Below are 14,738 nucleotides of genomic sequence, written 5' to 3' on the forward strand. Positions count from 1 at the left end.
GTCGTCACATCGTGCGCCGATTTTATCGCGCGCCGTGTTGACACGCGCCGTTCCGCTATTCTATTCTTTGTCGATCAACAAACAATAGGAATTGATCATGCGTACCCTCAAGGGCCCCAGTCTCCATCTCGCGCAGTTCGCCGACGATGCGGTGCCGTTCGACAGCTTGCCGAATATCGCGCAATGGGCGGCCGGCGTCGGCTTCAAGGCGCTGCAGATTCCCGCGTGGGACGACCGTCTGTTCGACGTGGAGACGGCCGCGGAAAGCCAGGCCTATTGCGATGACGTGAAGGGCATGCTGGCCGGCCACGGGCTGGAGATCAGCGAACTGACCACGCACATCTTCGGGCAACTGGTCGCCGTGCATCCGGCGTACGACGCCATGTGCGACAACTTCGCGCCCGAGGCCGTGCGCGGCAACCCGGCCGCGCGCACCGCGTGGGCACTGGATCGGCTCACGCTGGCGGCGCGGGCGTCCCGCCGCCTGGGGCTGACCGACATGGGTACGTTTTCCGGCTCGTTCGCGTGGCCTTACCTGTTTCCATTCCCGCAACGACCCGCCGGCCTGATCGAGACGGCCTTCGACGAGCTGGCGCGCCGCTGGCGGCCGATTCTCGACGTCTGCGATGAAAACGGCGTCAACCTCTGCTACGAGATCCATCCCAGCGAAGACCTGCACGATGGCGTCAGTTTCGAGCGCTTCCATGCGCTGGTCGGCCAGCATGCGCGCTGCAAGATGCTGTTCGATCCGAGCCATTTCGTGCTGCAGCAGCTGGACTATCTCGCGTACATCGATATCTACCGCGACCACATCCGCATGTTCCATGTGAAGGATGCCGAGTTCCTGCCTTCGGGCCGGCAGGGCATTTACGGCGGCTATAGCTCATGGCTCGAGCGTGCGGGCCGTTTCCGTTCGCTCGGCGACGGTCAGGTCGACTTCAAGGCGATTTTTTCGAAACTTGCTCAGTATGACTACACAGGATGGGCGACCCTCGAGTGGGAATGCTGCCTCAAGGACCAGGAGGACGGCGCACGCGAAGGCGTCGCGTTCATCAACGACCACATCATCCGGGTGACGGAGCGCATCTTCGACGACTTCGCCGGTGCCGCGGTCGATCAACGGCAAATCCACGACATGCTCGGCATCGCCTGAGCCGGCCCCCATTGCGAGGAATCATCGATATGTCCGCTCAACTTCAGTCGTCGTCAGTCGACGCTCAACGTTTTTCCCATCAATACGTCCGCGTCGACGGCCAGCGCATTCATTGCGTCACGGCCGGCGCAGGCACCCCGGTCCTGCTGATTCCCGGGTGGCCGCAAACCTGGTACGCCTGGCGTCATGTGATGCAGGCGCTCGCCGCGCGCGGCTTCATGGCCATCGCGGTCGATCCGCCCGGCACCGGCTATTCCGACCGGCCGCAGGCGAGTTACGACACGGGCCACACGGCGGCGACGTTGCATCGCGTGATGGTGCAGCTTGGCTTCGATGTGTACCAGGTGGCCGGCCACGACGTCGGCATGTGGGTGGCCTATGCGCTCGCGAGCGATCGGCCCGAAGCGGTGAAGTCGCTGGCGCTCACGGAGGCGGTGATCCCCGGGCTGGCGCCCGCGCCATCGATCTTCGCTCCGCCGGAAGAGAACATCTTCCTGTGGCATTTCATGTTCAACCAGCTGGCCGATCTGCCCGAGACGCTGATTGCCGGACGTGAACGGGCCTATCTGGAGTTCATGTTCAACCGCTGGTCGTTCCGGCGCGATTGCGTGGCCGTCGATGTGTATATCGACGCCTATTCGGCACCGGGCGGCCTGCGCGGCGGCTTCGCCTATTACCGCGCGATTCCGGAGACGATCCGGCAGAACCAGGCGCGGGCGCAGCGCAAGCTGACGATGCCCGTGCTCGCGATCGGTGCCGAACATGCGACCGGCGATGCACCGCTGGTCACGATGCGCGACAACGCGACGGATCTGCAGGGCGCGGTCGTGCCCGATTGCGGCCACTTCATCATGGAAGAGGCGCCCGACGCGTTCATCGGCCATCTGCTGCCGTTCCTGGAACGGAGCCGCTGATCATGCCGCTCGACGACCACATCGCCGCGCTGCTGGCGCGCCTGGCCCTGGCCGAGCCGCCTTCGTCGCTCGACGCGTTGCGGCAGGCGACCGAGACGACACTGACGGGCTGGCATGGACCGCTGGAAGCGGTCGACCGTACGGAAACCTTCGCGGTGCCCACGCGCGACGGGCGGCAGATTCGCGTGCGGGCCTATTGGCCGGCGGCCACATCGGCGCGCGCGGCACGGCAGCCGGCGATCGTTTATGCCCACGGCGGCGGGTGGTGCCTCGGCACGCTCGAGCTTTACGACAATCCTTGCCGTGCGCTGGCCAACGCGACGCAATGCGTCGTGCTGTCGGTCGATTACCGGCTCGCGCCGGAGCACAAGTTCCCGGTGCCGCTGGAGGATTTCTGCGATGCGCTGGACTGGGTGTTCGGCGAGGCGGCCGGCCTGGGGCTGGACCCGGCTCGCATCGCCGTCGGCGGCGACAGTGCCGGAGGCAACCTGGCCGCGGCTGCCTGCCTGGTCGCACGGGAGCGGGGCGGCCCGTCGATCGCGCATCAGCTGTTGCTGTACCCGCCGCTGGATGCGTCGATGAGCACGACGTCCTATCGGACTTGCGGGCAGGGCTACTACCTGACGTACGAGATCATGCAGTACTGCTTCGACCTGTACCTGGCCGATCCTGCCGACGGCAGCTCACCCTGCGTGTCGCCGTTGCGGGCGGCTTCGCTCGAGGGTCTGCCACCGGCCACGTTGCTGGCGTGCGAGTACGATCCGGTGCGCGACGACGCGCACGCGTATGCGGCGCGATTGCGGGAGGCCGGTGTGCCGGTCGACTGCGTCGTGCTGCCGGGGATGATCCATGCGTGCATCCATATGGTCGGCGTGACGCCGGCGGCCCGCCAGGTGTTCGATGTGGCTGGCGCGCAGATGCGCCGGGCGTTCCAGCAGTGAGCGCGTGGACGAAGGGGGATGTATGACGTGCGTGCGTGGTCGTACGGGCCGGCAGCCGCGCGATTTCGTGGGCGATCGGCGGGATGCTCGGCAACTTCATCGGCAGCATCGCCGCAGGCTGGACGATGCTTGCGCCGGGATGGATCCTGTTTATGGGAATCGCGCTGGCCGGTCTGCTGGCATTTTGCAGGCAGCGGCCGGATTAGCCGGGGTGACGGTCGAGGCTGCGTGAACTACTTGCGCCGCTGAACCCGCGCCTTCGCACACTTGAACCACAGCCGCATCGCCCCGACACCGCCCGCGACCGGAATCCGCGGCAACAGGAACCGGTCGTCGTACGCATCGGCGCAGCCGCGCCGGGTCGTGGTCGCGTTGTGGTAACCGGCGGCCGCGACCTGGTCGCGCACACGCGGGTCCAGGTCGCCGTACGGGTAGCAGAACGATTCGACGGGCTGGCCGCCGAACGCTTCGAGCCGCTGCTTCGATTCGGTGATCTGAACCTCCGACACGTGTGCCGGCACGTGCGACAGCGCGACGTGATCGAGCGTATGCGAGCCGATTTCGTGGCCATGATTGCGCCAGGCGAGCATGTCCGCGCACGTCATCAGTGGCGAGCGTGCGGTATCGGCACCCGCATCCCAGTCGTTCTCGCGGCCGAACCGGCCAGCGACGAAGTAGCAGGTCGCGGTGAAGCCGAGCTGATCGAGCACGGGCATCGCATGCGTCAGCACGTTGAGAAAGCCATCGTCGAACGTAATGCCGAAGACCTTCCCGCTGCGCTCGCCGCGCAGGTACGGCTGCAGCTCACGCATGCTCAGGCCGCGATAGCCGAGCCGCCTGAACAGCGTCATCTGGCGGCGGAATGCATCGGGCGCGACGCTCAGGCCGCGCAGCCGGTCGGTCGGCGGCGGCAGCGTGCGGATCTGGTGATACATCAGGATCGGGTAGCGCATGGCTGGCAGCAGCATGAGCGGGTCGCGAGAACGGGGAATTACGCGGCCTTGCGGAAAATCCGCAGGGTCTTGAAGTCGCCGATTTCGACGAAATCGGCATTCGCCGCCCATTGCTCGATGATCGGCTCGGCCTTCCGGTACGCCGACGAGCCCTTGTAGAACAGCAGGTGGCCGTCGCGCGCGGTATGGCGGGCGAACAGGTCGAGCACGTCGGCGTCGGTCTTCGCACCGTAGCGGCTGTTCGTCTCGTCGCGGAATTCGCACAGATGGAACAGCGTGACGACGTCGAACGCCGGCAGCAGGTCCGAATTGCTCGTATAGATGTCGCCGAAATAGGCCAGGTAGGTCTTGCTCACCTCCGGCTGCCGCGTGACGAGATCGACGTACGACTTGTATTCCTTCGGCGACGCCGTCACGCCGAAGACGGTGTTGTTCAGGTGCGGCCGCGCGCATTCCACGCCGACATGGTGGTGGCCGCCGGTGCCGAAGTGATAGATGCGGATGCCGTTGAGGCGCGCGGTTTCCAGCCATTCGACGAAGTGCACGTCACACGGACACTCCTGCGTGCGCAGGTCCCAGTACTTCTTCCAGATGTTCATTGCCATTAAACGGACCTCATGGATGTCACCCGACGATACGGGTTGTGGCGAATCGATTTCTGATAGACGGACAGCGTCGCGTCGATGAATCGTTCGAACGAGAATTCGCGCTTGCCCTTCAGCCGCGCGCTGCGTCCCATCGCGCGCACGCATCCGGGCTCGCGCATGATTGAGCGCAGGATGGCCTCGATCGCTTCGGGCTCGCGCGGCGGGACGACCCAGCCGTCCACGCCCGGCTCGACGTTCTCGGGCAGCCCGCCCACGCGCGTCACGATCGCGGGGCAGCCGAGCGACATTGCTTCGCGGCACGCATACGACAGGCTCTCGTGGTACGACAGCACGAACGACACGTCGATGATCGAGAACGGCGTCCGCACGTCGTCGAGGCGGCCGGTGAACGCGGTGCGCGCGGCCATGCGGTGGTGCGCGATCTGCTCGCGTTGCTCGGCGGTCGGCTCCGCGCCGACCAGCAGCACGCGAAACCGCTCGCGCTCGTGTTCGGGCAGGCGGCCCAGCGCCGCGATCAGGTCCATCCAGCCTTTCTCCGGCGCGGTGCCGGCGCTGCTGCCGAGCACGATCGCGTCCGCGCCGGACGGCCCGAACAGCGCGATCTTGCGGCGGCGGATTTCGTCGCTGGCCAGTCGTTCCGCGGCCTGCCGGCGCACGCCGTGCTTGACGACCGTGACGTTTCCATACGGCGACCGGAGCGCGAGCATGCCCGCCACGTAGTCGCTGACCGCGATCGTGTGGTCGGTGGCGAGGCGCGCGCGCAGCACGTTGCCGAAGCTGTCGGCGCGATAGGTGTTGTGCTTGGTGAGCACGACCGCCGGCCGATACCGGCAGCCGAGCAGCGCGAGCATCACCTGCCGGTGATCGGCGGACCCGTTGACGTGGATGACGTCGTAGCGCTCGGCGACGATCTGCCGGCGCAGCCGGACGATCTCCTGGTACAGCCGGTTCCAGCGCGGCTTGAATTCCATGTCGAAGATGGCCACGTCGGGGCTGTCCTTCAACAATCGCGACAGGCGGCTGCCTTCCGGCGACGCGACCGTCACGCGATGGTGCCGGCTCATCGCGGCGGCGAGATCGCGGACGTAGGTGTCCTGGCCGCCGCCGTAGTCGCCGTGGAAGTTGGTATACAGAATGTTCATCACGATGCCGCCTTTCCTCGATCATTCATTGGGCAGGACTGCTGAAAAAACGAGCGCGTCCGCCTGTCGAAAGCAATGACTCGAACCTGGTCCCGCGTTGTCGATGCGTGATCGCGCATCGACGCCCGGGCCGGGCGCCACTGCGAATCGTTTCCAAATATTACAGACGCATTACGCGCCGTAGTGTCAAGGTCTGCGCATCTTTGTGGAAATGTGTCGCGATCGTTCACCGTGTTGTCACGCAGCGCGGTGCCGCCGGGGAGGAGGGGGGGAGCCCGACGATGCGGTTCCTGTCGCCGCCGCGTGAACCGTGGCAAGCCCGGCACGACCGGCAATGTGGCCCGATTGCCCGCGTGGTCGCGCAGGAAGCGGGCAGGATCGCGACAAAACCCTCCTTTTCGACGCCATCCGGACGCAGATCAACCCGCTCGACTTTCAGATTTGAAAGCCGGGCTGCCATTTGCGTTAGAATGCCCCCCCTTGTCCGCCATGGCGACCGCCAGGGCGGGCTCGTCGCACCCAGAGAGACGTGGGTTTCGATTCGTAGCCGGGCGCGAAAGATGTGCCAGCCGTTAGCAACATACGCTTTGTGATTTGGATTACTAATGAAGAAGAAGCACAACATCACCAAGTACATCGTTGTCGCGATGATTCTTGGTATCGCAGTGGGTTACGCCTGTCATAGCGCGTTTCCCGACCCGAACATGGCGAAGGAGGTCGCCGGCTACGTGTCGTTGCTGTCCGACGTGTTCCTGCGCCTGATCAAGATGATCATCGCGCCGCTGGTATTCGCGACGCTGACCGTCGGCATTGCGCAGATGGGCGACGGCAGTGCCGTGGGCCGCGTCGGCGTCAAGGCGTTCGGCTGGTTTTTCATCGCGTCGTTCACGTCGTTGCTGCTCGGCCTGCTGACCGCAACAATCCTGCAACCTGGCAGCCATCTGAGCCTGCCGCTGCCGGCGTCCGATGCGTCCCTCGGCCTGAAGACGGGCGCCTTCACGCTGAAGGACTTCGTGGTCCACCTGGTGCCGAAGTCGATCGCGGAGGCGATGGCGAACAACGAAATCCTGCAGATCGTCGTTTTCTCGATCTTCTTCGGTACCGCGCTGTCCGCGCTCGGCGAGTCGGGCAAGCGCCTGACCGGCGTGATCGACGATCTCGCGCAGGTGATGCTGAAGGTGACGGGCGCGGTGATGTGGTTCGCGCCGGTCGCGGTGTTCGCGGCGCTGGCGTCGACGATCACCACCCAGGGGCTCGGCATCCTGCTCACGTTCGCGAAGTTCATGGCGAGCTTCTATCTGGCCCTGGCGCTGCTGTGGGGCGTGCTGACGCTCGCCGGCGTGGCGTTCCTCGGCAAGCGTGCGTTCACGCTGATCCGGCTGATTCGCGAGCCGTTCCTGCTGTCGTTCGCGACGGCGAGCTCCGAAGCCGCGTATCCGAAGCTGCTGGACGCGCTCGACCGCTTCGGCGTGAACCGCAAGATCTCGAGCTTCGTGCTGCCGATCGGCTATTCGTTCAACCTCGACGGCTCGATGATGTACTGCACGTTCGCGGTGCTGTTCATCGCGCAGGTGTACGGCATCCATCTGCCGCTGGGTACGCAGATCACGATGCTGCTGATGCTGATGGTCACGTCGAAGGGGATGGCGGGCGTGCCGCGTGCATCGCTGGTCGTGATCGCGGCGACGCTCAACCAGTTCAACATGCCGGAAGCCGGGTTGCTGCTGATCATGGGCGTCGACATGTTCCTCGACATGGGGCGCTCGGCCACCAACGCGGTCGGCAACTCGATCGCGGCGGCCGTGGTCGCGAAGTGGGAAGGGCAGCTCGACGATCCGCGCGACGACAACGATCCGGGCAACGGACGCGCGATGAAGGTAAAGGTGCCGGAGACCTCGGCATCGGCATGATGCACGGCAGTGCGGCAGCGCAGCGGTAGTGGCGCGTTGCCTGCTCCCCGGTAATCGATGATCGCCGGCCTGGATTCGATAAGGATTCAGGCCGGCGATTTTGTTTTGGGGCCGTGATTCCGTATTGAATGCGGTGGTTTTCCCTGATTCACTGAATCCCTGATTGACACCGGCGCTCACCGTTTCAATCCGTCGTCGTTGAACGCACGGCGATATTCCCGCAGACAGCCACAAACCTGATTTTCCCGATCCCCGATTCGACGTGTAAGTGACCATTCACTGTCGCGCAGTCACATCGTCGCGCTCGCCGCCGGCGCGCATGGGCACCACGGGCAATGCCATCGAAGCCGAACTCGTGAAAAGCACAACAGCACGAACGCTTCGCAATTTTTTTCGATTTATATAACGCTATTCTCGCGCTGCGCATTATCGAACGCATGCTGCACGTAATACCGACTGCGCCGGATGATTCAGGGGAAGAATTTACGCATTGCGGTTTTCAAACCATCCGGCCGGCCCTTCATGTGAATGTTCGCACCATTCAGGAGAGCATCCGTCATGGTCGCCAGACAACGGTTTCAGGCTGCGCTTCTCGCCGCAGCGATCGCCGCGATTACCCCCTCCGCTCACGCAGGCAACACCACCGACTGGCTCGCGAACACGTATGGCACGCTCGCGGCCCACGTCGGCAACGTTGCGCGCGCGATGTGGGTCGCACCCGAAGGCGTGATCTATACGGCGTCGATGTGGGACGAGGATGAGGGCGGTGTCGCGATCTACCAGAACGGCAAGAGCATCGGCTCGATCGGCACGCACTCGGAGTTCCAGGGCAGCGCGATCACGGGCAATGCGACCTCGCTGTTCGTCGCGCTGCAGCCGGGCAAGACCTACGGCAGCGGCGCGGTGGGGCGCTACAACCGCGCGACGAGGTATCGCGACCGCGTCATCCAGGTCAGTGCGGCGACCAACCAGCCGCGCATCGACGTCGTCACCGGGCTCGCGACGGCCGGCTCGCTGCTCTATGCGAGCGATTTCTACGGCAATCGCGTGCGCGTGTTCACCACCGACGGCGTGTGGCAGCGGGACCTCGGCGTAGCGGCGCCGGGCGCGCTCGCGGTGGACGGCGCGGGCAACGTGTGGGTCGCGCAGAAGAGCGCGGGCTCGATCGTCGGCTTCAGCCCGGCCGGTGCGCTGCTGAACACGATCCGGATGCCGGCCGGGTCGCAGCCGTCGGCGCTGGTTTTCGATGCGGCGGCCGGACAGTTGCTGGTGGGCGACGAAGGCCCCGACCAGAACATCAAGCGCTATACGGTGGCGGGCCGGCCCGCGCTGGCGGGCACGTTCGGCGTGCGCGGCGGTTATCTCGACACGACGACGGGCATCAAGGGGCAGGTCGGTGCGCAGCGCTTCACGCGCATCGTCGGGCTCGGCAAGGACACCGGCGGCAATCTCTATGTGCTCAACAATCCATGGGGCGGCAGTTGGGACCTCGGCCGCAACGGCGCGACCGACATCCATGCATACAGCAGCACCGGCAGCCTGCGGTGGACGCTGCAGTCGCTGAACTTCGAAGGGATCGCCGCGCCGGACCCGGTCACGGACGGCGCGCTGTTCTATGGCGGCACGCACATATACAGCGGCAGCGCGGGCGGCAAGTTCGTCGCGAACACGGTCGATCCGTTCGCGTATCCGGCCGATCCGCGCATCAACATGAGCGACACGCAGCGCGACGAGCATTTCGGGCTGCTCACGTCGGTGGGCGCGAACCGGATTCTCGTCGCGGCCGGCCAGAACCCGCCGATTTTCTATTTCTTCCACTTCAACGCGGCGAACGGCTACATCGCGATTCCGGACGGCGCGATCCCGGGCCCCGCGTTCAACACGACGCGGCGCGTGACGAGCGGCTTCAGCATCGACAGCAAGGGCGGCGTGTGGGCCGGCCTCGACAAGACCGGCGCGATTACCCATTACCCGCTGACCGGCTTCGACGCGAGCGGCAAGCCGTCGTGGGGGCCGGGCGTCGCTACCCCGGTGCCCGCCAGCATTCAGCCGCTCACGCGCATCGTCTATCTCGCGGACAGCGACACGATGGTGCTCGCGCAAGGCGCCATCGGGAGCAACGACTGGACGTCGATCGGCACGCGCATCGAGGTGTATCACGGCTGGAGCGCAGGCAACACGACGAAGCCGGACCCGGTGATCACGCTGCCGCACAGCGGCGCGAAATCGATCGACGCGGTGGGCAACCATCTGTTCGTCGGCTACTGGTTCAGCAGCAGCGGGCCGCTGTGGCCGAACGTCGACGCGTTCAACCTCACCACCGGCAATCTCGACACCACGCTGGTCAACGCGAGCCCCGCGACCGTGGATACCAGCAGCGCGATCGATGCGATGTACAGCATTCGTGCGTATCGTCGATCGAACGGCGAGTACGTGGTGATGAAGAACAACGTGAAGGGCAACAGCATCACCGTGTACCGGTGGACGCCCTGACTTTGACGATGCGCACTTGGCCGCCTCGATCTCGTTCGGCGGCCGGGCGCGCGAAGCCATGATGTGATTCATCGCGGTTTCGCGCGATTTCCACGGCGCTTCCACAGAATTTCCACATCACGCGCTCGTAATGGCCGGCGTGCGCAACGCTCGCCTCACCGCTCCTTGGCGGCTGTCCTCAACCTCCCGACGCGGAAAACCGGTTCCGTGCACAATGACAGCGGCATCGGCGGCACTGCGCGTGCGCACGACGATGACCAGAATCGACTGACTGGTTGCACTGGCGCATTGCAGCGCCGGTGAATCTGCGCGGCTTCCCCATGCCGCGTTTTTTGAGCCGAAGTGACGAAAAGATGAAGACGAAAACCACACCGAACCGCCTGTTGCTGATCGCTGCGCTGGCTGGCGCATTGAGCGGTACTGCTCACGCGGAGACGGCACCGGCCGCCGCAACCGTTGCGACCGTCAACGGTACGCCGATCATGCAGGCCGACGTCGATACGTTGCTGCGCGCGTCCGGGCAACCCGACTCGCCGCAGATCCGCCAGGCGATCAAGAATCAGTTGATCACACGCGTGCTGGTTCAGCAGGCCGCCGAGAAGGCGAACTACGCCGACAAGCCCGAGGTCAAGGCGGCGGTGCAGCAGGCGAAAGCGAATGCCGAAGTGCAGCTTTACCTGCGCGACAACGTGAAGCCCGAGCCGGTGACCGAAGAACAGGTCAAGGCGCGCTACGACGAACTCGTGGCCGCGCTCGGCAAGAACGAGTACAAGCCGCGCCTGATCATCGTCCAGGATCCGGTGACGGCCGCGACGGTGCTGAGCGAGCTGAAGGCGGGCAAGTCGTTCGAAGGGCTGGCGCGTCAATACAGCATGGCGCCGAGCCGCGATACCGGCGGCGAGCTGCCGTGGGTGAGCTTCCATACGCCGGTGACGGAAGGCAAGACGTCCGGCCTGCCGTTGCCGGTCGCGCAGGCGCTCGAGAAACTGAAGGTCGGTGCGGTGACGAGCGATTCGATCCCGGTCGACGGCGTGCGGGCGATCGTGAAGCTGGATGCGAAACGGCCGACGCAGGTGCCGGGCTTCGCGACCGCGAAGCCGGGGCTTCAGCAGCAACTGCAGGCGGCGGCTGTGGAGAAGGCGAGTGCGCAGATGATCGGCAACTTGCTGAAGGACGCGAAGATCACGCAGTAATGCAGTAACGCGGCGGCGTCGGAGCGCCGGACGTCACGCGCGCCAGATCATGCTCGCGCTTGTTTCGGTTTCCGATTCGCTGCGGAAGCCGAGCCGTTCGTAGAGCCGCCGCGCCGGGTTCCCATGCAGCACGCTGAGCGACACCGGCACGTGTGCGCGTGCCGCGTCGTTCAGTATTGCGTTCAGCACGGCTTCGCCGATACCCCGGCCCTGGTGTGCGGGGAGGATCTGGATCTGGTGCACGTGCCACTCATCGGCGGCGCGTGTCACCTTCAGCAAGCCGATGGCGTCATCGCCTTCGCAGACGATCATTGCATCGTCGAAATGCGCGCGGATGCGCTGGTCGTGCGCGTCGTCATCGGTCGGCGCGCCAACGCGTTGCAGGTGCTCGGTCATCGTGAGGCGGCGGAGCGTCAGCAGAAACGGCAGGTCGGCGGCAGACGCCGGGCGCAGGCGGATTGCGTGTGTCATCGGGCGGGCTCGTTCGTTCGGGAATGCGGGATCGTCGACGGGAAGGTTGAACCCCGCAGCGCATCATTCCCGATAGTGGGCAGCCGGTCAAAGGGCGCAGCGCCGAAGCCGGTGCGCATGCGTGGCCGATCATGCGGCGTGCCGGCCGGATATCTTTTGCGTATCCGCGAGATTGGCGATCAGCGTGTCGACCACCACGCGTTTCAGGCTCACGAGCGCGGAAGGCGCATCGCCTTCGCCCGCATGAAGGCACACGTCGACTGACGGCAGCGGCGGCAGGCCGTCGCGCTCGCCGAGTTGCCGCAGTGCTGGCGGCACACCCACCATCGTCCGCGCCGTAATGCCGAGTCCGCCCGCAACACCTGCCCACAGGCTCTGCAGGCTGCCGGTCGTGTAAGCGAGCCGCCACGGGATCCCGGCCTTGTCGAGCGCATCGGTGCCGGCCTTGCGAAACAGGCACGGCGGCTTGTACAGCGCAAGATCCAGCGGCACGCCGGCGCGCGGACGCACGTCGATGCCTTGCGGCCCGATCCACGCCATCGGCAGCGTGACCAGATGCTCGGCGTCGGCCCGATGCCCGCGGCCCATCGCGAGCACGATGTCGAGTTCGCCGCCATCGAGCCGGTCGAGCAACGCGCCGTTGCCGTCGACGACGATGTCGACGCGCACGCCCGGATGCGTGCGCTTGAACTGGCCGAGCGCGACGGGCAGCCACGATTCGGCGAAGTCGCCGGGCAGCCCGAATCGTACGGCCCCCTCGATCGCCGCGCCGCGGATCGCGCCGACCGCCTCGTCGTTCAGTTCGAGAATGCGGCGCGCATAGGACAGCATCAGTTCGCCGGCCTCGGTCGGCACGAGGCCGCGCCCCTGGCGGCGAAACAGCGGCTGGCCGATCTGCGTTTCGAGCTTGCGCATCTGCTGGCTGACCGCCGATTGCGAGCGGCCGATCCGGTCGGCGGCGCGGTTGAGGCTGCCGAGCCGATCCGCAGCGATCAGCGTGCGCAGCGCATCCATGTCGAGATTCGGGAGCGTCATGATTCGGTTTTTCTTATAAGTCGATTTCGAATTATCGTATTTATTGCACATTCTCGTCGCTACCATCAACTGAACCGGTCGTTCCGGTTCACGGGGATGCGCGCGATATGCGGCTGCGGATCCCCGTGAGGTGGCTTCCCTTCTTTCTCACGAGGACAGTGAATGAACATCCGCTCGATATTCCGCCAAGGCTTTCCCGGCATGCTGCTGGCCGCATCGATGATTCCGGGCGACGCATCGGCCGCGCCGTCGCTCGCGGGGACGTGGACGCTGGTCGCGGCGGACGTACAACATCCGGACGGCACGGTCGGCCGCGACTATGGCGCCGATCCGAAGGGGCTGCTGCTGATCGACATGCACGGGAACTACTCGCTGCAGATCTTCAAGTCGGAACGCCCGCGCTTCGTGTCGAACGACAAGGCGACCGGCACGCCGGACGAATTCCGGGAGGCCGTGCTCGGCTCGAGTACCCACTACGGCACGCTCACCGTCGATCCGGCGAATCACAAGCTCGCGTTTCACATCGTCAATGCGTCGTACCCGAACTGGATCGGGCAAACGCAGACGCGACGCTATCAGTTGAAGGATGGGGAGCTGAGCTACCGCGTGCCGCCGCGTGCGAACGGCGACATACCGATCTCGGTGTGGCGGCGGGTGGATTGAGGCGGGAGGGTGTTACAGCCCCGGCAACTGAATCTGCAGGCCGGCCGGGCGATGTTCGAGGACATCCGTGACTTCGTATTCGGTTTTTGCTCCGTCCGAGGTTTGCCACTGCTGCATGCGGACTTTGCACACGAGCACGTCGCCCTTGCTGAAGCTGATCTGGCTGTTGTTCACGCGCGACAGGAAGCCGGCGTCCGTGATCGCCGCGTGAATCGTCGACGTGCCGTCGTGCAGCCGCCACTTGTTGTCGTCCTTGAATGCGAGCGACACGATCGAGAACGCCATCCTGCAATGCTCGTCGAGGATCAGCGAGTTGGCGGGTTCGGGCGCGTGAAACCACGCGATTTCGCTTCGGTCGACCGTTTCGACGATTTCCGTGTCGGTGCCGACCGCGAACACCACGATGCCTTCGCGCGCGAGCGGTGCCAGCACGTGCTCGGTGGCGCGGCGAACGCCGACGTCGCGCAGCAGCGTGAGGACGGGCAGGTCGATTTCGAGTGCGTCGCCTTCGACGTGCAGGATGGCGGTGTGGTCCTGCATCTGCACCTGCAGGATCTCGCGCCCGCGCAGCCATTTGAGGACGGCGAAGAGCCCCTTTCCCGCCCTCGGCGCGGCGATGCCGAGTGCGGTCAGGATCGTGACCGCATCGGCGAGCGCCGTGCCCTCGTTGCCGCTCAGCATGTCGCGCATGCGGCCGAGCAGCGAGGTCGCGAGCGTGAAGTCGATGCCGAAGCTGCCGGTCTTGAAGCTGCCGCGCACGTTCACTTGCGGCCGCACCTGATTGCCGCAGAGCGCGCGGGTCGACGCGTCGAGCAGATCCCCGATGGCGAGCAGCGCGGGCGCGAGTTCGCGCACGTCCATCTCGGACGATTCGAGCGCGGGCCCGTCGTAGGTGGCGCGAAAGCGGCTCATCGCGCAGAGGGGGCCGGGATCGGCCGGGCCGGTACGGTTTTCATGGCGTAGGGTCATGTGGACAGTGGGCGGATGACGTGGACGATACCGGAAGCAAATTCTTTCGGATGTCTTTCATGCTAGATACGATCCACCGGCCACGGGCGATTTTGGCCATCCGGCCAAGACGACGTTCTGACGTGTCCCGGCCGTACCCGGCCCACGCCGAACTTTTCCGATCGTTGCCCGGTCACAACCGCCAGCTTGCGGGCGCGCCGGCGCCCCGCACGCGCTTCCGGCCCCCGGTATTCCCCGGCCCGCCCTGTCCGCATATCATTCGCACATCGCGCACCTGCTGGCCCCATGCGCCG

14 protein-coding genes are annotated in these 14,738 nt (G+C 65.5%); 8 read left to right on the forward strand and 6 right to left on the reverse strand.

Annotated features, from left to right (window positions below):
• The first annotated feature begins 97 nt into the window (after positions 1-97).
• The 4 genes from G3O00_RS03725 (at position 98) to G3O00_RS43880 (ending at position 3,214) form a co-directional block, all read left to right on the forward strand.
• The gene (locus tag G3O00_RS03725; RefSeq protein WP_206142101.1) at positions 98-1,153 is read left to right on the forward strand and encodes a sugar phosphate isomerase/epimerase family protein; all 1,056 of its coding nucleotides are present in this window, start codon (positions 98-100) and stop codon (positions 1,151-1,153) included.
• Positions 1,154-1,182: 29 nt separating this feature from the next.
• A complete protein-coding gene (locus tag G3O00_RS03730; RefSeq protein WP_206142102.1) occupies positions 1,183-2,067 on the forward strand; it encodes an alpha/beta hydrolase in 885 nt (294 codons plus the stop codon).
• 2 nt (positions 2,068-2,069) lie between these two features.
• Positions 2,070-3,008, forward strand: a complete 939-nt coding sequence (locus G3O00_RS03735; RefSeq protein WP_206142103.1) for an alpha/beta hydrolase — start codon at positions 2,070-2,072, stop codon at positions 3,006-3,008.
• Positions 3,009-3,091: 83 nt separating this feature from the next.
• On the forward strand, positions 3,092-3,214 hold the full coding sequence (locus G3O00_RS43880; protein ID WP_277399244.1) for a hypothetical protein: 123 nt from the start codon (positions 3,092-3,094) through the stop codon (positions 3,212-3,214).
• Between the two features lie 27 nt (positions 3,215-3,241).
• Here the strand turns inward: G3O00_RS43880 and G3O00_RS03740 are convergent, their stop codons facing one another.
• The 3 genes from G3O00_RS03740 to G3O00_RS03750 are packed head-to-tail and all read right to left on the reverse strand — an operon-like array spanning position 3,242 to position 5,711.
• Positions 3,242-3,976: a polysaccharide deacetylase family protein gene (locus G3O00_RS03740; protein WP_241024922.1), complete on the reverse strand. Its 735-nt coding sequence runs from the start codon at positions 3,974-3,976 to the stop codon at positions 3,242-3,244.
• A 23-nt stretch (positions 3,977-3,999) separates the two neighbouring features.
• Complete coding sequence (locus G3O00_RS03745; RefSeq protein ID WP_241024923.1) at positions 4,000-4,566, reverse strand: hypothetical protein; 567 nt, start codon at positions 4,564-4,566, stop codon at positions 4,000-4,002.
• Positions 4,566-5,711, reverse strand: a complete 1,146-nt coding sequence (locus tag G3O00_RS03750; RefSeq protein ID WP_011356676.1) for a glycosyltransferase — start codon at positions 5,709-5,711, stop codon at positions 4,566-4,568. The genes G3O00_RS03745 and G3O00_RS03750 overlap by 1 nt, the downstream gene beginning before the upstream one ends.
• Before the next feature lie 605 nt (positions 5,712-6,316).
• On the opposite strand from G3O00_RS03750, the gene G3O00_RS03755 reads away from it, so the two are divergent.
• From G3O00_RS03755 to G3O00_RS03765, 3 genes are all read left to right on the forward strand, one after another.
• A complete protein-coding gene (locus tag G3O00_RS03755) occupies positions 6,317-7,621 on the forward strand; it encodes a dicarboxylate/amino acid:cation symporter (protein ID WP_011356675.1) in 1,305 nt (434 codons plus the stop codon).
• A gap of 558 nt (positions 7,622-8,179) precedes the next feature.
• Positions 8,180-10,114, forward strand: coding sequence for an SMP-30/gluconolactonase/LRE family protein (locus tag G3O00_RS03760; protein ID WP_206142104.1), 1,935 nt, complete (start codon positions 8,180-8,182; stop codon positions 10,112-10,114).
• 353 nt (positions 10,115-10,467) lie between these two features.
• Positions 10,468-11,307, forward strand: a complete 840-nt coding sequence (locus G3O00_RS03765) for a peptidylprolyl isomerase (protein ID WP_206142105.1) — start codon at positions 10,468-10,470, stop codon at positions 11,305-11,307.
• 33 nt (positions 11,308-11,340) lie between these two features.
• Here the strand turns inward: G3O00_RS03765 and G3O00_RS03770 are convergent, their stop codons facing one another.
• Both G3O00_RS03770 and G3O00_RS03775 read right to left on the reverse strand, forming a co-directional pair.
• Positions 11,341-11,778, reverse strand: a complete 438-nt coding sequence (locus G3O00_RS03770; protein WP_206142106.1) for a GNAT family N-acetyltransferase — start codon at positions 11,776-11,778, stop codon at positions 11,341-11,343.
• A gap of 129 nt (positions 11,779-11,907) precedes the next feature.
• Positions 11,908-12,813 carry a LysR substrate-binding domain-containing protein gene (locus tag G3O00_RS03775; RefSeq protein WP_206142107.1) on the reverse strand — a complete coding sequence of 302 codons (906 nt, stop codon included), beginning with the start codon at positions 12,811-12,813 and terminating at the stop codon, positions 11,908-11,910.
• Positions 12,814-12,975: 162 nt separating this feature from the next.
• Between G3O00_RS03775 and G3O00_RS03780 the strand changes: the two genes are divergently transcribed.
• Positions 12,976-13,476, forward strand: a complete 501-nt coding sequence (locus G3O00_RS03780) for a lipocalin-like domain-containing protein (protein ID WP_174929802.1) — start codon at positions 12,976-12,978, stop codon at positions 13,474-13,476.
• Positions 13,477-13,488: 12 nt separating this feature from the next.
• On the opposite strand, the gene G3O00_RS03785 is transcribed toward G3O00_RS03780, so the two are convergent.
• Entirely contained in the window at positions 13,489-14,445 is a 957-nt protein-coding gene (locus tag G3O00_RS03785; RefSeq protein ID WP_206142108.1) for a hypothetical protein, read from the reverse strand.
• Between the last annotated feature and the right edge of the window lie 293 nt (positions 14,446-14,738).

This window comes from Burkholderia sp. Ac-20384 (genome assembly GCF_017104605.1).
Lineage (GTDB): Bacteria > Pseudomonadota > Gammaproteobacteria > Burkholderiales > Burkholderiaceae > Burkholderia > Burkholderia lata.

Bases quoted from the DNA above. Each gene is read 5' to 3' on its own strand.
- G3O00_RS03770 (WP_206142106.1), bottom strand. From the start codon at position 11,778: ATGACACACGCAATCCGCCTGCGCCCGGCGTCTGCCGCCGACCTGCCG.
- G3O00_RS43880 (WP_277399244.1), top strand. From the start codon at position 3,092: ATGCTCGGCAACTTCATCGGCAGCATCGCCGCAGGCTGGACGATGCTT.
- G3O00_RS03780 (WP_174929802.1), top strand. From the start codon at position 12,976: ATGAACATCCGCTCGATATTCCGCCAAGGCTTTCCCGGCATGCTGCTG.
- G3O00_RS03785 (WP_206142108.1), bottom strand. From the start codon at position 14,445: ATGACCCTACGCCATGAAAACCGTACCGGCCCGGCCGATCCCGGCCCC.
- G3O00_RS03730 (WP_206142102.1), top strand. From the start codon at position 1,183: ATGTCCGCTCAACTTCAGTCGTCGTCAGTCGACGCTCAACGTTTTTCC.
- G3O00_RS03750 (WP_011356676.1), bottom strand. From the start codon at position 5,711: ATGAACATTCTGTATACCAACTTCCACGGCGACTACGGCGGCGGCCAG.
- G3O00_RS03775 (WP_206142107.1), bottom strand. From the start codon at position 12,813: ATGACGCTCCCGAATCTCGACATGGATGCGCTGCGCACGCTGATCGCT.
- G3O00_RS03725 (WP_206142101.1), top strand. From the start codon at position 98: ATGCGTACCCTCAAGGGCCCCAGTCTCCATCTCGCGCAGTTCGCCGAC.
- G3O00_RS03745 (WP_241024923.1), bottom strand. From the start codon at position 4,566: ATGGCAATGAACATCTGGAAGAAGTACTGGGACCTGCGCACGCAGGAG.
- G3O00_RS03755 (WP_011356675.1), top strand. From the start codon at position 6,317: ATGAAGAAGAAGCACAACATCACCAAGTACATCGTTGTCGCGATGATT.
- G3O00_RS03740 (WP_241024922.1), bottom strand. From the start codon at position 3,976: ATGCTGCTGCCAGCCATGCGCTACCCGATCCTGATGTATCACCAGATC.
- G3O00_RS03760 (WP_206142104.1), top strand. From the start codon at position 8,180: ATGGTCGCCAGACAACGGTTTCAGGCTGCGCTTCTCGCCGCAGCGATC.
- G3O00_RS03735 (WP_206142103.1), top strand. From the start codon at position 2,070: ATGCCGCTCGACGACCACATCGCCGCGCTGCTGGCGCGCCTGGCCCTG.
- G3O00_RS03765 (WP_206142105.1), top strand. From the start codon at position 10,468: ATGAAGACGAAAACCACACCGAACCGCCTGTTGCTGATCGCTGCGCTG.